At 65.6% G+C, this 18,429-nt stretch carries 16 protein-coding genes; 12 read left to right on the top strand and 4 right to left on the bottom strand.

Features of this window, described 5'->3' with window-relative positions:
- The first annotated feature begins 116 nt into the window (after positions 1-116).
- Complete coding sequence (locus tag K0B96_RS01030; RefSeq protein ID WP_220162833.1) at positions 117-1,928, top strand: glycoside hydrolase family 35 protein; 1,812 nt, start codon at positions 117-119, stop codon at positions 1,926-1,928.
- Between the two features lie 12 nt (positions 1,929-1,940).
- On the opposite strand, the gene K0B96_RS01035 is transcribed toward K0B96_RS01030, so the two are convergent.
- Together K0B96_RS01035 and K0B96_RS01040 are read right to left on the bottom strand one after the other, a co-directional pair.
- A complete protein-coding gene (locus K0B96_RS01035) occupies positions 1,941-2,651 on the bottom strand; it encodes a PDZ domain-containing protein (protein ID WP_220162835.1) in 711 nt (236 codons plus the stop codon).
- 82 nt (positions 2,652-2,733) lie between these two features.
- Positions 2,734-3,828: a fatty acid desaturase gene (locus K0B96_RS01040; RefSeq protein WP_220162837.1), complete on the bottom strand. Its 1,095-nt coding sequence runs from the start codon at positions 3,826-3,828 to the stop codon at positions 2,734-2,736.
- A 245-nt stretch (positions 3,829-4,073) separates the two neighbouring features.
- On the opposite strand from K0B96_RS01040, the gene K0B96_RS01045 reads away from it, so the two are divergent.
- Positions 4,074-6,446, top strand: coding sequence for a heparinase II/III domain-containing protein (locus K0B96_RS01045; protein WP_220162839.1), 2,373 nt, complete (start codon positions 4,074-4,076; stop codon positions 6,444-6,446).
- A 120-nt stretch (positions 6,447-6,566) separates the two neighbouring features.
- The gene (locus tag K0B96_RS01050) at positions 6,567-7,400 is read left to right on the top strand and encodes a hypothetical protein (RefSeq protein ID WP_220162841.1); all 834 of its coding nucleotides are present in this window, start codon (positions 6,567-6,569) and stop codon (positions 7,398-7,400) included.
- A 47-nt stretch (positions 7,401-7,447) separates the two neighbouring features.
- Here K0B96_RS01050 and K0B96_RS01055 read toward each other — a convergent pair whose 3' ends face one another.
- Complete coding sequence (locus K0B96_RS01055; protein WP_220162843.1) at positions 7,448-8,893, bottom strand: hypothetical protein; 1,446 nt, start codon at positions 8,891-8,893, stop codon at positions 7,448-7,450.
- A 133-nt stretch (positions 8,894-9,026) separates the two neighbouring features.
- Here K0B96_RS01055 and K0B96_RS01060 point away from each other — a divergent pair, with 133 nt between their 5' ends.
- Together K0B96_RS01060 and K0B96_RS01065 are read left to right on the top strand one after the other, a co-directional pair.
- On the top strand, positions 9,027-10,037 hold the full coding sequence (locus K0B96_RS01060; RefSeq protein ID WP_220162845.1) for an ABC transporter ATP-binding protein: 1,011 nt from the start codon (positions 9,027-9,029) through the stop codon (positions 10,035-10,037).
- On the top strand, positions 10,034-10,813 hold the full coding sequence (locus tag K0B96_RS01065) for an ABC transporter permease (RefSeq protein ID WP_220162846.1): 780 nt from the start codon (positions 10,034-10,036) through the stop codon (positions 10,811-10,813). Before K0B96_RS01060 ends, K0B96_RS01065 begins: the two co-directional genes overlap by 4 nt.
- Before the next feature lie 9 nt (positions 10,814-10,822).
- Here the strand turns inward: K0B96_RS01065 and K0B96_RS01070 are convergent, their stop codons facing one another.
- Positions 10,823-12,808: a TOL_0244 family TonB-dependent receptor gene (locus K0B96_RS01070; protein WP_220162848.1), complete on the bottom strand. Its 1,986-nt coding sequence runs from the start codon at positions 12,806-12,808 to the stop codon at positions 10,823-10,825.
- 237 nt (positions 12,809-13,045) lie between these two features.
- Between K0B96_RS01070 and rpmH the strand changes: the two genes are divergently transcribed.
- The 7 genes from rpmH to K0B96_RS01105 all read left to right on the top strand — a co-directional run bounded on the left by rpmH (position 13,046) and on the right by K0B96_RS01105 (position 18,408).
- Positions 13,046-13,183, top strand: coding sequence for a 50S ribosomal protein L34 (gene rpmH / locus K0B96_RS01075; protein WP_220162856.1), 138 nt, complete (start codon positions 13,046-13,048; stop codon positions 13,181-13,183).
- Positions 13,184-13,211: 28 nt separating this feature from the next.
- Positions 13,212-13,565, top strand: a complete 354-nt coding sequence (rnpA, locus tag K0B96_RS01080; RefSeq protein ID WP_220162858.1) for a ribonuclease P protein component — start codon at positions 13,212-13,214, stop codon at positions 13,563-13,565.
- The gene (gene yidD / locus K0B96_RS01085) at positions 13,558-13,875 is read left to right on the top strand and encodes a membrane protein insertion efficiency factor YidD (RefSeq protein ID WP_220162867.1); all 318 of its coding nucleotides are present in this window, start codon (positions 13,558-13,560) and stop codon (positions 13,873-13,875) included. The genes rnpA and yidD overlap by 8 nt, the downstream gene beginning before the upstream one ends.
- 22 nt (positions 13,876-13,897) lie before the next feature.
- Positions 13,898-15,739 carry a YidC/Oxa1 family insertase periplasmic-domain containing protein gene (locus K0B96_RS01090; RefSeq protein ID WP_220162869.1) on the top strand — a complete coding sequence of 614 codons (1,842 nt, stop codon included), beginning with the start codon at positions 13,898-13,900 and terminating at the stop codon, positions 15,737-15,739.
- Positions 15,740-15,772: 33 nt separating this feature from the next.
- Positions 15,773-16,525 carry a YebC/PmpR family DNA-binding transcriptional regulator gene (locus K0B96_RS01095; protein WP_220162871.1) on the top strand — a complete coding sequence of 251 codons (753 nt, stop codon included), beginning with the start codon at positions 15,773-15,775 and terminating at the stop codon, positions 16,523-16,525.
- Between the two features lie 75 nt (positions 16,526-16,600).
- The gene (gene metX / locus K0B96_RS01100; RefSeq protein ID WP_220162873.1) at positions 16,601-17,800 is read left to right on the top strand and encodes a homoserine O-acetyltransferase MetX; all 1,200 of its coding nucleotides are present in this window, start codon (positions 16,601-16,603) and stop codon (positions 17,798-17,800) included.
- Between the two features lie 2 nt (positions 17,801-17,802).
- Positions 17,803-18,408, top strand: a complete 606-nt coding sequence (locus tag K0B96_RS01105; protein ID WP_220162875.1) for a methionine biosynthesis protein MetW — start codon at positions 17,803-17,805, stop codon at positions 18,406-18,408.
- Positions 18,409-18,429 lie beyond the last annotated feature (21 nt).

The raw sequence follows: 18,429 nt of genomic DNA on the forward strand, positions 1-18,429 counted from the left end.
CGGCAGCCGGGCGCGCACGACGGGGAGCCCCGCCGCAGCCGCCGGCGCGGCAGTAAGACGCGGCAGGCCGGCGTGCGGCGGATTGACGCGGGCGGGCGGAGCGGCAGTTTGCCGGCGTGACGACCCACCGCCCCGCGTCCCGCCATCGGCTGATTGTGCAGCGCGACGGGTTTTTGCGCCACGGCCAGCCGTTTCAATTTCGCTCGGGTGAGCTGCATTTCTCGCGCGTGCCCCGGCCGTATTGGCGTCATCGGTTGAGGATGATGCGGGCCATGGGGCTCAACAGCGTGAGTCCCTACCTGTTTTGGGCGGTGCATGAGCCGCAGCCGGGACGTTTCAATTTCCGCGGCGAGGCGGATATGGCGGCGTTTGTGCGGCTGGCGGCGCAGGAAGGGATGAACGTGATCCTGCGGCCGGGGCCGTATGTGTGCGCGGAGTGGGATTTCGGCGGGCTGCCGCCGTGGCTGCTGGCGACGCCGGACATTCGCGTGCGCTGCAGCGACGAGCGTTATCTCACGGCGATGCGCCGCTGGTTGCGGCGGATGGGCCGGGAGCTGGCGCCGCTGCAAAGCACGCGCGGCGGCCCGATCATCCTCGTGCAAGTGGAGAACGAATACGGCAGCTACGGCGACGACGGCGCTTATCTGGCGAGCGTGCGCGAGGCGTTGACGGAGGTGGGGTTCGACGTGCCGTTCTTCACCTGCGACGGGCCGGACGCCGTGGCGCGCGGAGCGGTGGCGGGCGCTTTTCCGGTGGCGAATTTTCCGCTGGATCCAGCGGATGCGTTCGCGAAGTTGCGGGCGTTTTCGCCGGCGACGCCGCTGGCGTGCGGCGAGTTTTACCCGGGGACGTTCGACCATTGGGGCGAGTCGCACAATCGCGTGCCCATCTCCCGCTCGACGGAGGTGGTGGGCTGGATGCTGGAGCGCAAGGTGTCGTTCAGCCTCTACATGGCGCACGGCGGGACGTCGTTTGGCTTTTCGGCGGGAGCCAACACGGGGCCGGCGGGCGAATATCAGGCGACGGTCACGAGCTACGACTACGATTCGCCGATCGACGAAGGCGGCGGCCCGACGGAGAAATACCGGGCTTTGCGCGCGTTGATCCAAGCGCACACGCCGGAGCGCCTGCCGCCCGTGCCGGGGCCGGTGGCACCGGCGATCGCGGTGCGGCGCTTCGCGTTGACGGAATCCGCGGCGTTGCTGGAGCACCTCCCGCGGCCGGTGCGCGATCCGCAGCCGCGGCCGATGGAGGCGTATGGGCAGGCGCACGGGTTGATTTTATATCGTTCGCGACTGGCGGCCGGTGCGGCCGGCCGGCTGACGGTGCGGGAGGTGCATGATTACGGGCACGTCTATCTCGATGGCCGGCGGGTGGCGGTGCTTGACCGGCGGCTGGGGCAGAACGCGGTGGACGTGGCGGCGCGGCCGGCGGCGGTGCAGTTGGACATTCTGGTGGAAGCGATGGGGCGCGTGAACTACGGACCGCACATTTTGGATCGAAAGGGGATCACGCAGTGGGTGGAGTTTCCGGTGCCTTACCCGGCGGGCGTGGTGATGAACTGGGAGGTGTTCAACCTACCCCTGGATCGCACGCAGTGGCGGCGGTTGAAGTGGCGGGCGGGGCAGGTGGCGGGCCCGGCGTTTCACCGCGGGAGCTTCACGCTGCGCACGACCGGCGACACCTATCTCGACCTGCGCGGCTGGAGCAAAGGCTACGTGTGGATCAACGGGCACAACCTCGGCCGCTTCTGGCGCATCGGCCCGCAGCAGACCCTGTATGTGCCGGGCTGTTGGTTAAAACGCGGGCGCAACGAAGTGATCGTGCTCGATCTGGAGCGCGAAAAACGCGGGTCGGTGGCCGGGCGGCGGACGCCGGTGCTCGGTGAGAACGAACGAGGCGAGGCGTGCGAGCAGTGGCACCCCTGAGCTGCCACGGGCTTACAATTTCTCGAAGCGAACGTTCGTTTCCAACACTTCGCCTTCGCGGATGAGGCGCAGCATGACATCCTGGCCGGCGAGCTGGGCCTCGGCTTCGAAGAGCGTTTCCGCGGAAACGAGATGGATATCGCCCGCGGTGATCAGCACATCGCCGGGCTGGAGGCCGGCGCGGGCGGCCGAGGTGTTGTCGATCACAGCGACCACCTTTACGCCGGCGGTGCGTTGCAGGTTGTAGCGATCGTCGCTCGAGAGATCGTCCACGTGTACGCCGAGGACGAGCCGGTCGACCTTGCGCAGGAAGGCGGCGGAAAAACGATACTTGTGGCGGACGATCGGGATGGGCACGCCGGTGAACGCGACGACGGCCATCGTGTGTTCCTCGCCCATGTATTCGTTGTTGGCGAGGACGACGTCGGCACCGGCGGCGCGGGCCTGCGTCTGGAGCCACGAATCGGGCACCACCTCAGCGGTGAAGAAGCGCGTGCTGCCGACTTGGAAATAGCCTTGGCGGAGATAGCGGTTCGTTTCCGGCACGAGGTCAGGAACGGTGTGCACCTCGACGGCGGCCGCCGCGGGCGCGAGGCGAACGACGGAGCGCATCTGCCAGAGATCGGGATCGGGGCGAAACAGCGGGCTGAGTTCGCCGGCGATCTGACAGCCGCTGAACAAAGCCAGGGGAAGAAGGAGGAGTCCGAAGCGGCGGCAAATCATGAGGTAATCGGCACTGCGATAGTTGGTGCGCGAGGGCGATGGCCAGCCATTTCGCGCCGGCTGGCGAGGAAGTTCGGGCGGATCACTGCGCGGCTTCGGCGAGAAGGGCGGAGTCGGTGATGCGATCGCCCTCGTGCATCGGCAAGGCCGGGACGTAAACGTAACCGGGTTCCGTGCGCTGGCGGCGGAGGATCGGCAGGAGAACCTGCCATGTCGCCCACAGGCCGTGCGGCGCGGGCGGGAGGTCGTGGGCGATGGCGGCGCGCAGACGCGGCAGGTTATAAAAGGGGACGGCGGGGAACATGTGGTGCTCCACGTGATATTGCATGTTCCAGTAGCAAAAGGCGGGGAGCCAGCCGCAGGTGTAGGTGCGGGTGTTGAGGCGGAAATCGGCGACGTCGGAGGAGAGGCCGACATGTTGCGCAGCGCCGCAGAGCGTCACAAACCAGCCGCAGTATTGGCACCCGAAGGTGATGACAACGATGAGAAACCAGTGGCCGGTGGCGATGAAGATCGCGGCGAGGGCGAGATGGCCAAGGAGGACAGTGCGAGCCCACGTGCGGAGTTCGCGGCGCAGGGCGGGATTTGCGGCGGGCACGACCCGCTGGAGCCACCAGGCTTTGAAAAACCCGTCGTGCGAGAGATCGCCGCACGCGGCGGCGATCCAGAAGCGCAGGAGTTTGAGCAGGCCGGTCGGGCTGAAGGTGAGCGCGGTGAGGACGAATTTCACGCCGTGCCAGTCCAGGCCCTGCGGGAGGACGACCTCGCCGTCGTGGTCGTGGTGCACAGTGGCCTGGTGGTGGCGAATGTGGCTGGCGCGATAGCCGATGGGGTCGAACCAGGCGAGGAACGCGTAGATTTTCAGGAAGAACGTGTTGAGCGATTGGGTCGCGAACGGCGTCTTGTGGCACAGCTCGTGGCAGGCGATGCCGCCGAAAAAACTGGCGAAGGTGCCGTGCACAAACAGCGCGAGCAGCAGGAGCGGCAGCGCCCACGGCCACGTGGTGACGTGGACCTGGCGAAACGCGAGGCAGGCGAGCGTGGCGGTGACGGCGTAGAGGGCGAGCTGCGGGAGAACTTGCGCAAACGCGCGGGCGTCGCTCTTACGCATGAGGTCGCTCATCACGGCGCGGTCGACCTTCGTGCGATACCAGTTGATCTTGAGTGGCTCGGTCATGGGGTGGACGTCAGGTGGCAGGGAGGCAGGCCGCGGAGAGGGGGATGCGGCGATGACTAATGGGAGCGCGGACCGCCGGGCCGCAAGAATTGTCGGATGGTTTTGGGGCGCCGATGGGCGGTGGCGCGATGCCGCGGCGAGAGCCCGGGGACGGAACCGTGGGCGGCGGGCGCCGGCGGGAGGGGAGGCGACGTTTGGCTCGCGGCGCGATCGGCGGGTGGCAGAGTGCGCGCGCCCTTTCACCCATGCGACTTATTCCCCTGAACAGCGCGGAAGCGGTTTTCGAACCGTTCTTCGATGAGAATCTGAGTGAGATCAACGAATGGAAAGTCGATGCGCCGGGTGCGCTCGGGTTGAGCCTCAAGCCGGGCTGGGCGTTTGTCACGTATCAGTGGGAGCAGGCGGCGGCGGACGGCCTCGTGCTGCGCATGCGGCGCGATTACGCGGCGTTCGATTGCGCGGACTACGATCGCCTCGTCGTGACGATCAACGCGCCGGAGGAAAGCGTGGTGACGATCGCGGCGGAAACCGACGCGGGGCCGCGGCGGATGACGGGCGAACCGGTCGGCGCGACGCGGCGCGAGGAAGAGCTGCCGCTCGAGGGGGCGACGCGCATCGACTCGCTCACGGTGGAAGTGCGCAATCCGCATCCGGGTGCGGGCTCCGGCTGGCTGTTGTGGTTCGGCCTGCAAAGCTCGACGCGGCTGCCGGCGCATCTGGCGCAGTGGACGGGTTACGACGAACGCTGGGAAAAGTATCTCCAGCCGGCGGAGTTTGAGCCGACGTTTACGCCGAGCTACGGACTGCTGATCGACGCGGAGGAACTGGCGGCGGTGCGGGCGGGTTTTGCGCAGTCGCCGGTGACGCGCGAGTTGCGCGAAGGCGCGGAGACAGCGCGCGCGGTGCGGCCCGAAAGTCTCATCGGCGAGAACATGCCGTATTGGAGCACCAACATGCTGCGGCGGGCGCGCGACAGCCACAAACTGCTCTCGTTGCACGGACCGATCGCGGCGCAGGCGGGGCTGCTCTGGCGGGACAAGGCGCTCTGCCGGCTGGCGGCGCGGTTTGCGCTGAGCATCGCGCATTGCGGACATTGGGAGGACGTGTTCTTCGCGCACACGCCGGGTTGCACGTGGGAGCAGCGCGGGTTCATCGCCGCGGTGGCGACGTGGGATTGCGCGCTGATTTTGGATTTGTGCGGCGAGTGGTTCACGCCGTTGGGGCGCGAACTGGTGTTGCGCCGGATCGCGACGGAGGCGCACGGGCGAATGTGCCACGCGTCGTGGTGGTGGGAGTATATGTATCACGGCAACCAGCTCGCGTGGATATCGCCGGCGCGGCTTTACGGGCTGCTGGAACTCGAGCGGCACATGCCGGCGCGGCTGGGGCCTTATCCGCCGCCGGAACGCTCGCGCGTGGCGGCGCACACGGAGGCGGCGTGGGCGGATCTGCAGGACAACCTGGCGAAGGCGCTGCTGCCGGACGGCGGGTATCTGGAGGGCGTATCGTATTTCACTTACACGGCGCGGCAGGCGTTTTTATGCGCGACGCTGTATGGGCGGGCGCGCGGCGTGAATCCGCGCGATCTGATTCCGGCGGCGCTGCTGCGGACGGATCGGCTGGCGGAAATGCTGCTCTCGACCGATCGCGAGCAGGACATGCTGCTGACGGGCGACGCGATGTTTCCGATCAGCGAAGGGCTCGCGTTTCTCGCCTGGTTGATGCCGCAATCGCATTGGGTGACGATTTACCGGCGGTCGCTGCAGCGCGCGGGGTCGGCGCCATTGCTGCTGCCGTTGCGGCTGGAGGCGGAGATCCCCGCGGAGGGGCCGCCGCTGCGGGCGTTTTGCGAGATGCCGGACACGGGCATGATGTGCTCGGTGCGGCGGCACGCCGGCGAACTGGTGAAGTTGTTTATCATGGGCAACAAGTCCGGCGGGGATCACCAGCACGAGGACAAGGGCAGTTTCGTGCTCGAATTTGCGGGGGAGAGTTTCGCGATGGATTTCGGCGTGCTCGACTACGCGAACCCGGTGACCGATCTGCTGAAGCACGCGCAACGGCACACGATGCTCGCGCCGTGGAGCGACGACGAGCGGCCGCGGCCGGCGAATCCGATTTATGCGGACATCAAGCCGCAGGGCACGGGCGACGCGGAGCGGTTTCACGCGAGCGCGGAGCTGGCGGCGGGCTGGGAAGGCTGGTTCAAACGCTGGCGGCGCACGTGGGATTCGCCGCAGCCGACGCGTTTTGTCATCACCGACGAATGGGAGGTCGAGCGCGGGGAAGGCGTGATCTTCTACTGGACGACGCCGCTGCCGATACGGCGCGAGGGCGACTGCGTGATCATCGAAGGCGAGCGGGCGCGTGCGGTGGTGCGGGTGCCGGCGGGCGTCGACGCGGTAATCGAACTGCTGCCGTTGCAGGATCCGCGGCGCACGAGCGTCGAGACTGTTTACCACGGGGCGAGCAACCGCCGGCAGTCGACGATCGCGGTCGAGCCGGGGCACGGGAGTTTGTTTGGCTGGCGGCACGCGGCGACGCAGCCGCGGTTGAGTCTGCGGCAGCGCGGTCGGGCGGGGACGTTGCGCGTCGAAGTGGAGTTGGCGCTGAAGTGAGCCTGATCGAGCCCGATTGAGTCTCCCGCCGAACGGGTGGCGGATCGTCGATCGATAAAGTGCGGGGCGTTGGTCTGCGTTGCACAATATTCAAGGGGAGACCAACTTTCCGCCTCTCCCATGAAAACCCAACTGCAGATGCTGGGGGTGCTCGCGTTGCTGGGCGTCCTCGTTCTTCCGTGCCGGGGTCAAGTGGCGGCGCCTGCGTCGTTGCCGACTTGTTTGATTCAGTATGTGTCGAGCCAAACGCTGACCAACACCAGCAGTCGCCGTCTTACTCTATATAAAGCGGACAACACCTACGTGGAAATCAATGCCTATTCTTACGGTAATTCGATGTTCGCGGGTCCGTGGATATCCAGTGCGCTGCACCAAGGAACTTACACCTACACGGTCGATGCGTTGGATCCGACCCATGCGACGATCGCCTACGATGGGGGCGGGGCGAAAGATCAGTTGTATTTCGTCATCCCGACTTCCGGCAGGCAAACAACGCCGGTCACCACACCGGGAGATGATCGGGAGTTTACGCTTTATCCTGAGCAGAACACAGCCGGCGGCGCCAATGTCTCGAATCGCTGTGAATTGGCGGCAGGCGGGACGGCGATCACGGGTTTCGTGGTGCAAGGGGATGGCCCTCGCTGGGTGCTTTTGCGCGCCGCGGGGAGCACGCTCGCGCATCTCGGTGTGACGTCGGCCACGGTCGCGGGTCCGAGTTTTACGCTATACAATTCGCAACAAGCCGTGGCCGGCGTTTCCGCGGTGTGGAGCGCCGATCCCAATCTCGTGGCCGGCTACGAAACGATATTTGCGTTGGTGGGAGCCTTCCCTTTCAGCAGCGGATCGGATGAGGGCGTGTTGCTGGTGGCGCTGGATCCCGGCGTTTATACCGCGGTGTTCAAAGGGCAGAGTGCGGGGCAGATCCTCTGCGAAGCGTATATTTTGCCGTTTTGAGCAGAGCGGAGCGCGGGACGGGGAAGGGGAATTGACACCGGCGCGACTCAGCGCGCCAAGGCGGGGCCGGGCACGTAGGGCAACTGGGCGATCGAGGTGACGGCGAGGTTGTCCGTGGAGCCCTGCCAGAGCGCGATGTGGTCGTCGGCTTTGAGAAAGACGGGGCGGCCGGGCATCGCGTAATCGGCGGGGGCGTGCCAGCCGCCGTCCACCCAGTCGGGGAGGTTGGGGCCGAAGCGCACGCGGTCTTTGCGGCCGACGAGGTCGAAGACGTTTTGCCAGAGGTAATCGCCGATCGCCCAGTGCGGGCCGCGTTCGAGCCAGAGACATTGATCGCCGAGGAGCACGGCGATGCGGTCGTCGGGCGTGAAAAAGCGGTCCCAGAAATCCGCGGCGACGCCGTGGCGGTGGACGAGGTGGCGGAAGTCGTGGCTTTGCCAGCCGGTGCTCGGCGCGACGTCCACTTCGCTTTGCCAATCGGTGCTGGAAACGAGAAAGCCGCGCGGGTGTTGATAGCCGGCGTAGGTGCGATCGCAGGCGGTGAGAAACGCTTCGAGCTCGGCGTCGGGGTGGAGGCGCACGTAGCGCTGGATGCCTTCGAGCGAATCGCCCATGCCGGCGATGAGCATCGGGCCGCGGTTGAGCTGCCAGCGGCCGTTGACTTTATACCACATGCGATGGCAGCGGGTGAAGCCGCGGGCATCGAGCCAATGTGAGCGGGCGACGTGCCGGCAGAGGCGGCCGGCTTCCTCGATGTAGCGTTCCTCGCCGTAGATTTCGGCGGCGAGGAGGAGCGGGCAAATCATGAGCCCGTAATACTCGGAGGGTTCGAGGAGATCGGGCAGGCCGAGCACGCGCAAGGTGCCGGCGCTGTCGGCATCGGGCATGCCGCGGAGATGAAACCGCGCGAGCATGAACTCAATGTCTTCGCGGGTGGAATCATACCAGCGGCGGTCGTCGAACGCGCGGAAGAAAAGGAGTTTTCCCCAGATGCGCGCGTAGTCCTGGTTGGCCACGCTGGTTTCGTCGGGCCGGCCGTGGCGACCGTAAGGGAGGCAACCGGTCTCCATGTTGCGGAGAATGGCGGCGCGGATCGCGTCGAGGCGGGCGGGCGGCAGCCAGTCGCGCGCGTGGAGGGCGGTGAGGCCGAGCGAGAGATTGGGGACGGCGTTATGAATGAGGCCCTTTTTGCAGATCTCGCCGGCGTTGAAACCGATGTGGTCGTATTGGCCGTCGGGGAGAAACGACGAGGTTTGGAAATCCACGAGGCGGCCGATGAGCTCGCGGGCGCGGGGATCGGGGCGTTGCGCGTGCGCCTCGGCGAGGCCGGCGATAAAGGGCGAGGCCCACGTCGTGTGGCCGGCGGTGAAGTCGGCCCAGCGGTAGGGATTGCAACCCCAGACGGGGTGATTGTGAAAACCGTGGATGGCGCCAGACGGTTGCACCCAGGAGTGCAGCCAGTTGCCGAGCGCGGCGAGGTCGGGTTGGGGCATGGGAAAGAGAGGAGAGCCCGCTGCTATTGCAGCGAACGCGCGGCGCGTCACCCGAAAAACGGCGACGTGTGGCGCGCGAGGGGCACGGCGGAAAAATTTGCGTTGGCGCGGGGGTTGTTTGTGTTGGGAGCTCGTGACGGTCACCGATGATGCCTCCTCCGCGCCCGCCGTCGAAGTGCGCGGACTCGTGAAACGCTACGATAAAGTCGAGGCGCTGCGGGGCATCGATCTCACGGTGCAACGCGGGGAACGGTTCGCGCTGCTCGGGCCGAACGGGGCGGGCAAGACGACGTTGTTTTCGATACTGGCGACGTTGCGGGCGCCGACGGAGGGAGGGGCGCGCGTGCTGGGGCTCGATGTGGTGGCAGAGCGCGATGCGGTGCGGCGGGCGATGGGCATCGTGTTTCAGGAGCCGGCGATCGAGCAGCGGTTGTCGGGGCGCGATAATCTGCTGTTGATGGGATTGTTTTACGGACTCGGGTCGGCGGCGGCGAAGAAGCGCGCGGCGGACATTCTCGGAGAGCTGGGGCTGGCGGAGGCGGCGGACCGGCCGGCGAAAAATCTTTCGGGCGGGCAGCGGCGGAAACTGGAACTGGCGCGGGCGTTGGTGACGGATCCGAAGATCCTGTTTCTCGACGAGGCGACGCTGGGGCTCGACGTGGATGCGCGGCGGGGGTTTTGGGCGCAGGTGAGCGCGCTGGCGGCGGCGGGGCGCACGGTGTTTTTCACGACGCACTACATGGAGGAGGCGGAAGTGGCGGACAGGATCGCGTTGATCGACGCGGGGCGGATCGTGGCGCTGGATACGCCGCGGGCATTGAAGGCGCGCATTGGCGGCGGGGTGATCCGGCTGAAGACGGATGACGATGGCCGGGCGCGCGCGTGGATGACAGAACAAGGACTCACGCCGGAGCCGGGCGGCGACGAGCTCATGCTCGTGCACGCGGATCCGGCAGGGACGCTGCCCGATCTGCTGCGGCATCTGCCGGTGAAGGTGTTGCGCGTGGAAATCCACGAGCCGAGTTTGGAGGATGTGTTTTTGAAGCTGACCGGCCGCGGCTTCGGTGCAGCGCCGCGTGCGGCGGAACGGGCTGGCGGGAAAGTGGCGGGACGGCGCGAAGTGAACGGAGGGGCGAGCGCATGATGCGGGGCATTTACGCGGTGGTCGTCCTCGACCTGAAGCGCTTCTGGCTCGACAAGACGCGGCTCGTAACGGGGCTGCTGCAGCCGTTGCTCTACTTGTTCGTGCTGGGCGCGGGGTTGGGGTCCAGCTCGCAACTCGGCGCCAAATATCAGGGTTTCATTTTTCCGGGCGTGCTGGGGCTTTCGATGCTGTTCACGGCGACGTTTGCGGCGATCTCGATCGTGTTCGACCGGCAGATCGGGTTTTTCAAAGCGGTGTTGGTGGCGCCGGTGCCACGGCCGGCGATCGCGTTGGGCAAGATCGTGGCGGGCGGGATTCAGGCGGCGGTGCAGGGGCTGATCGTGCTGCCGTTTGCGCCGCTGGCGGGCGCGCCGTTGGGCGTGTGGTCGGTCGTGGAACTGCTCGGCGCAATGGCGCTGGCGTCGCTGACGTTCTCCGCGATCGGGGTGGCGTTCGCGTCGCGGTTCACGTCGGTGACGGTGTTTCCGATCGTGAGCAACGCGGTGTTGCTGCCGATGTTCTTTTTGTCGGGCGCGCTCTATCCGCTGACGTCGGCGCCGACGTGGATGCAGGTCGCGGCGCATGCGGATCCGGTGGCGTATGCGGTGGACCTGATGCGCGGGGCGCTGCTGGGCGAGTTTTTCTTTTCGCCGTGGCTGTCGGTCGCGGTGCTCGCGGGCGTGATTGCGGCGCTGACGGGCTCGGCGGTGAAGGTGTTCAACCGCGGCGAGGACGATTCGAGCCTCGGGGCGTCGCGCTTCAACTGGAAGCGTTGACGCGGGCGCTCAGTAGCGCAGGGCGATCTTGGCGTAAACGGTGCGCTGCAGCTCAACCCGCATTGGATCGGTGATGCCGAACTCGGGATGCTGGTCGTGCAGGAGATTCCGCCCGACAAGCGACAACTCGCAACTGGGCGTGAAGGCCCACGCGAGCCGCAGGTCGAGTTCCGTGTAAGCGGGGACGGTATCGGGGCGCGGGCCGTTGTGGCTTTGCAGCGTGTCGACCCAGCGGAGCTGGCCGTCGAGCGTGAGGGCGTGGGGCAAATCCATGGACGAACGCAGCGAAGCCTGATGGGCGGGGTCGGAGGTCTCGTTGCGGGCGACGTTGAAATCGAAGCCGCCATCGCTCACGCGGAGATGCTCCCGCAATAAATTATACCCGGCGGTGAGGCGCCACCACGACGCCGCCTGGCCGGTGGCGGTCAACTCGAGGCCGTAGGTGTGGCCTTCCAAATCGTTGGCGAAGTAGAGTGGGAGGAACGTGGACGCGGTGACATTGGCGCTCCGAATATCATCGTAGCGATTATAGAAGAGGGCGAGGGATGCGAAGATGCGTTCGTTAAATTGGGTGCGGTAACCGGCTTCGTAGGCGACCAGGTTCTCGGATTGAAAATTGTCGCTGCCCCGCAGCACGCTGCCGGAGGCGGGTTGCCGAAGGTCGCGGTCGATGCGGGAGGGGGTGCGCACGCTGCGCGAAACGGCGGCCCAGAGGAGGTTGTCGGGGGCGGGTTTCCACTGGAAGCGGAGCGTGGGCTCGAGTTCGAAGCCGGAATAGTCGGTGTGCTCGACCTTGGTGCCGACGGTGACGGAGACGCGCGGGGAGAGCGCGATTTCGTCCTGCGCGAACGCGCTGAAGAGATCCTGAATGAGGTTGGCGGGCGCGAAGGCGAGTCCGGGGGCCGCAATGCTCGCGTCTTGCATATGGCGGTAGCCGAGGCCCCAGACGATGTGATGAGTTTCCGCCAGCTTGAAGTCGTGCTGAAAATCGAGGTCGGAGGTATCGAGATCGTCGGAGAAAAAGCCCGTCGGCGCGAACGGGCTGAAGACCGGCTGGCGGAAATGCGTGTGATCGAAATAGGCCTGGAGCTGCATCGTGGAGCCGTTGCTCAAGGTGCGGGACCAGCGACCGAGGACGTTTCCGCCGTTTATTTCAGAGGCGCGACCGGTGACGAAGCCCTCCGTCCCGGTGTAGAGATCGCCTTGGAACGTCACGTGCGCATCGTTGCCGGGATCGGCGTCGATGCGAAAGCCGGCCTGCGTGTGCTCCCACCCATCGGGCACCGTGGTGCCGTTGGCGAAAATGTCGCCTTCGCGATCGGTGTATTTGGCGTAGACGCGATAGGACGTGGTGGGCGACCACGTGCCGCCGTAGCGCACGGCGGCGCCTTGTCCGAAGCGCCAGCCGGTGAGGGCCTCAAGGTAGAGGCCTTGGGTTTCGGCGGCGGATTTGGTGGTGATGTTGATGACGCCATTGACGGCGTTGGAGCCCCACAGCGTGCCGCCCGGGCCGCTGACGACCTCGATGCGATCGACGTCTTCGAGCAACGTGTCCTGGGCATCCCACCGGACGCCGGCGAAGAGCGGCGTGTAAACGGCGCGCCCGTCGATGAGCACGAGCAGCTTGTTGGACAAATCGGTATTGAAGCCGCGGGCGCTGATGCCCCAGTCGTGCGCGTTTTTCTGCGCCACGTTGAGGTTGGAGGCGAGCCGCAGCGCCTCGGGAATTGTGGTGGCCGCCGAGTGGCGGATTTCGTCGCCGGTGAGGACTTGGACGGCGGAAGAGGCTTCGGTGAGTTTCTCGGGATAGCGCGAGACGGACGTGACCTCGACATCCATCAACTGCTCAAGCGTCAGCGACTTGAGCGTGCGCACGTTGAGGTTGGCGATGAGCTGGGGGACTTCGGCGGAGGCGTGAGGCGAAAGCCCGAGCCACACGCCACCGGCGAGCAATGCGAGGAAGCATTGGCGCAAGGCGGAGGGAGACGCGCGCATAGTAATTAGAGGAAGTGGAGAGGGCCGAATGGGGTCAACTCATTCGGCCGGTTGCTGGGACAATCTCGTAGAGGATAGGAACGAGCCGAGGGGGCCAGTTAATAACTCTCCCGCGCTTTCCGGTCGCACGCATGGGGAAACCCCCTATGCCGGCGCGCGGTGGCGGGACATTGCAACGAGGGGTTGACACTCCGGGTGTCGTCGGGCACTTCCGTCACCTCTTAACCACTTGGATTCATGAAACCCACCTTCCGTCCGCACCGCAAGAAACGCGCCCGCAAGATCGGCTATCGCGCCCGCATGGCGACCAAATCTGGTCGTAAAGTCATCAAGGCCCGCCGCTTAAAAGGCCGCAAGCGCCTGACGGTTGTCTGAGTTTCGCGTCCGCCCGGAGCCGCGCGTCATGCGCTTTCGCCCTGAGCAGCACTTGCGGCGCCAGAGCGATTTTCGCGCGGTGCGCGAGCAGGGCCGACGATTCGACGGCGGTGCTTTCACCGTATGGTGGCGCCGACGTGAGACGGATGAGACGGGGCCTGCGCGCATCGGATTCGTGGCCTCCCGCGCCGCGGTGGGCAACGCCGTGCAACGCGCCCGCGCGAAGCGGCGGTTGCGCGAGATGGCGCGGCGGCATCAGTCGCTGGTGCCGGCGGGATACGACCTCATGATCATCGCCCGCCGGAGCGCGACTACGGTGCCGTGGAATGAGATGGAACAACGATTCGCGGCCGCGTGCCGCAAAACCTTTCCGCATGCCTGAGCGTTCTCCTACCCTGACCGCGCTGATCGCCGGCCTCCCGGCTCGCGGGCTGCTGGCGCTGGTGCGCGGCTATCAGGTGCTGCTTTCGCCGGTGCTGCCGGCGCTGTTCGGGCCAGCGTGCGGGTGCCGATTCCACCCGACGTGCTCGCATTACGCGGCCACCGCCGTGGCGACGCATGGAGCGCTGCGTGGTTCCTGGCTGGCGGTGAGGCGGCTGGTGCGTTGCACGCCGCTGAGCGCCGGCGGACTGGACCCCGTGCCTCCGGCGCGGGCGCCGCGTTGGAACTGCTCGCGCGTGCCCGCGGCGTAACGGACCGCAATCGACTTTCGCAATGGATAAAAAGAACACCTTCGTTGGCGTGCTGCTGCTCGCGGCCGCGTGCATCAGCCTTTATTTTGGTCCGAAACTTTTCCCGCCGCCGCCTACGCCCGCCGTCAACCCGGCCCACGTGGCCCCGGGCAGCCCGGCGGCGCCGGGCGGCACTACGGCGGCTGCACCGACGCCCGCGCACGAGCCGGAGAGCGTGATCACGCGCGGCCCCACGCCGAACCCGAGCAACGCGACGTTTGCGACCCTCGCGGAAGACAGCGTGGATGCGCATGTCACCGTGCTGCAAAACGATTTCGTGGAAGTGCTGTTAACGGACTTCGGCGGCGCGATCCGCGCGGTGGCGATGAAGAAATATCCGGCGCAGTTGAACGATCCGCAGCCGTTTGTATTCAACGCGCAGCATACCGATCCGATGCTGGCGTTGGTGGACTTTCCCGGCCTCGACCGGCGCACGCGTTTCCAGCTCGTGTCAGCGACGGACCGCGAGGTCGTCTATCAGGCGCAAATCGACGGGCAACTGGAGGTGACGCGCCGCTACACGCTGCCGGCGGCGGCGGCACCGGGAGTCGATCCGTATCAACTGCGGCACGTGACAACGTTTCGTAATCTCGCCGACAAGAACGCGGGTCCCATGCGCGTGGCGATGAGCGTCGGCACGGCGGGTCTGGTGAGCGAACACGACTACGGCACCGAACTTGTGACCGGCTATTCGACGGGCAAGGACCACGGCTTCGTGGAGCGGAGCAAACTCCAAGGCGGCGGGTTGCTGAGCAAAGTGGGCATCGGTTCATCGGAGCCGCTGCCCTACATCACCACGGGCGGGCCGTTGCTGTGGAGCTCGGTGCAGGACCAATTTTTCGTCTCCATCCTCACGCCGGACAAGCCGGCGGTGGATATGATCACGCGGCGCGTGGAATTGCCGGCGCTGCCCGGGCAGAGCCAGCCGAACACCGGCATCACGGCGAACGCGGATTTCGACGTGCCGGGGATCGCAGCGGGTGGCGAGACAACGCTCGGCCTGAATTTTTACGTCGGGCCGAAGGAATACAAACGGCTGGCCAACGCCGATGTGTTCAAGGCCGACCAGGATCACGTCATGCGCTTCGGCTTCTTCAGCTTTTTTGCGAAGACGCTGCTGACGATGATGACGTGGCTGCACGGCTTCTTCGCGGGCTCCAAGTATGCGTGGGGCATCGCGATCATCCTGACGACGCTGCTGTTGAAGGGGATTTTCCTGCCGCTCACGCTGGCGGCCTCGAAGTCGGCCAAGCGCATGCAGAAGGTGCAGCCGGAGATGAAGGCGTTGCGGGAAAAGTTTAAGGACAACCCGCAAAAGATGCAGGCGGCGACGATGGAGCTGTTCAAGAAACACCGCGTGAACCCGATGGGCGGGTGTCTGCCGATGTTGATCACGCTGCCGTTCTTCTGGGGCTTCTTCACGATGCTGCGTTCGGCGTCGGAGTTGCGCTTCCAGCCGTTTCTCTGGGCGCACGACTTGTCGGCCCCGGATACCATTGCGCATGTGTTGGGTCTGCCGATCAACATCCTGCCGATCCTCATGGGCGCCACGATGGTGGTGCAGATGCGGCTGACGCCGCAGCCCACGGTGGACAACGCGCAGGCGAAGATCTTCAAGTTCATGCCGTATATGTTCGCGCTGTTTTGCTATAATTTCTCGTGCGCGCTGGCGTTGTATTCGACGGTCAACGGCATCTTCACGATCGGCCAGCAGCTCATCATCAATCGCATGAAAGACCCGGCGCCGGTTTCGCCCGCTTCGACCGCGGTGGCGACCGCCGGCCCGCTGTTGAAAAACGTGACCCCGAAAAAGAAGAAGAAGTAAACCTCTGCGCGGCCGCGCGACGTTGATTCCCTCATGGCTGGCCATAGCAAATGGACTAAAGTCAAACGGCTGAAGGCCGTCACCGACGGGCGGCGCGGCAAGGTGTTCAGCCGTTTGTCGCGCGACATCACGCTCGCGGCGAAGGCGGGCGGCGGCGATCCGGCGATGAATCCGCGGCTGCGCACCTTGGTGTCGAAGGCGAAGGAGGCGAACATGCCGGTCGATAACGTCGATCGCGCGATCAAGAAAGGCACGGGCGAGTTGCCCGGCGTGGTGTATGAGGACGCCGTTTACGAAGGCTATGGGCCCGCGGGGGTGGCGCTGATGGTGAAGGTGACGACGGACAACAAGAACCGCGTGGCCTCGGATATCCGAAGCCTGTTCACGCGGTGCGGAGGCAATCTGGGCGGCACGAATTCGGTGGCGTTTCAGTTTCTGCACGCCGGGCAATTTTTAATCGCGAGCGAGTCGGCGACGGAGGACGCGTTGATGGAAATCGCGCTGGAGACCGGCGCGGACGACGTGATTGCGAGCGAGCAGGGTTTTGAAATCCGCTGCGATGTGCACCTGTTCGACAAGGTCGCGCAGGCGTTGGAGGAAAAGGACATCAAGACGGCGAGCGCCGAGATCGCCTACATCCCGACGGTGCACGTGCCGGTGACCGAGGTGGAGGTGGCGCGGACGTTATTGAAGCTGCACGACGCGCTGGATGAATACGACGACGTGCAGGCGGTCTATTCCAACGAGGAGATGAGCGATGAGATCGCCGCGGCGGCGCAAGGCTGAGCGGATTGGCGCCGGTCATAAGACAGGCGCTCCGCTTGCGTGCGACAAAGCGTTCGTGCTGCGTTAATTTTTCCGATGCCGGATCTCGATGACACGTTGACGACGGAGGCGCCCGCGCCTGCGCCCGCACCCGAAGCGGGCAGCGTGGGCATAGTCACGCCGGTCGATTTCGTGCACGAGCGCCCGTTTGTCTGCAAGAACGGGCAGGTGCTCCCGGGGTTCACGTTGCGCTACGAGACTTACGGCGAACTCAATGCCGAGCGCGACAACGCGATCGTGATCTGCCACGCGCTGAGCGGCGACCATCACTGCGCGGGGCGGCACGCGCCGGATGACCGCAAGCCAGGCTGGTGGGACAATCTCATCGGGCCGGGCAAGGCGGTGGATACGCGGCGGTTTTTTGTCGTGTGTGCCAACGTGCTCGGCGGTTGCGTGGGATCGACGGGGCCGACGTCGCTCGATCCGGCGACGGGGCGGCCTTACGGGATGTCGTTCCCGGCGGTCACGGTGCGCGACATGGTGCACGCGCAAAAACTCTTGCTCGATGCGCTGGGCGTGGCGGCGCTGCACGCGGTGATCGGCGGGTCGATGGGCGGGATGCAGGCGATGGTGTTTGCGATCGAGTTTCCGTCGTTTGTGCGGCGGGTGCTGGCGATGGCGACGACAGCGCGGGAGAGCGCGCAGGCGATCGCGTTCAACGAAGTGGGGCGGCAGGCGATCATGCAGGATCCGGGCTGGAATGGCGGCGATTATCCGAAAGGAGGCGGACCGCGGGTGGGTCTCGCGATCGCGCGGATGATGGCGCACATCACGTATCTGTCGGATGCGAGCATGGACCGGAAATTCGGGCGGCGGCGCAAGAGCGGTGCGAGCGGCGAGAGCTATACGTTCGACGTGCAGTTCGAGGTGGAAAGCTATCTGCGGCATCAGGGGCAGAGCTTCATCAACCGGTTCGACGCGAACTCGTATCTCTACATCACGCGAGCGCTGGACCACTTCGATCTCGCGCAGGCGTATGGCTCGCTCGAGGCGGCGTTTGCGCCGGTGAACGCGCGATTTCTGGTCGTGGGTTTCACGAGCGACTGGCTGTTTCCGCCGGACCAGAACCGCGCGATCGCGCTGGCGTTGCTGCGGGCGGGGAAGGCGGCAAGCTATGCCGAGCTGTCGACGGATCTGGGCCACGACTCGTTTCTCCTCGAGTCGGAGGAACTGTATGCGCTGGTGCGCGCGTTTCTCGAACGCGAGGAGCCGCGGGTGTTTGATTTTTCCATCTGACCATGACGGCCCTCGTAGAAAAACGCACGGTCGACATGCAGATCATCGGGGAGTGGGTGGAACCGCGCTCAAAGGTCCTGGATCTCGGCTGCGGGCGCGGGGCGCTGCTCGAATATCTGACGCAGACGAAGGATGTGCGCGGGGTCGGCGTGGATATGGATTTCAGCCGGATCACGGCGTGCGTGGCGCGCGGGCTTTCGGTTTACCAAGGTGACATGACGGCGTTCATGCGGCAGTTCCCGGATGGGGAATTCGATCGCGTGATTTGTTCGCGCACGGTGCAGGAGCTCGATGATCCGACGACGGTAATCGGAGAAGCGTTGCGCGTGGGGCGCGCGTTGACGGTGGGTTTTGTGAATCATGGTTTCTGGAAAAACCGGGTCGATGGCCTCGTGCGCGGCCGCAAGGTGCGCAACGAGGTTTACACGACGGAGTGGTTCGAGAGCCGGCCGGCGAACCCGGTGACGATCGCCGACTTCGAGCACTTTTGCGCGGCGAAGGATTTGCGGATCACGCGCTGTGTTTATTTGCGCGGTGACTGGAAGACGCGGTGCTGGGTGCGGCCGAATCTGTTCGCCGGCTACGCGCTTTACGATCTCGCGCGCTGACCTGTGAGGCGGCGTTGCGCG

The sequence above is a fragment of the Horticoccus luteus genome (assembly GCF_019464535.1).
GTDB classification, from domain to species: domain Bacteria; phylum Verrucomicrobiota; class Verrucomicrobiia; order Opitutales; family Opitutaceae; genus Horticoccus; species Horticoccus luteus.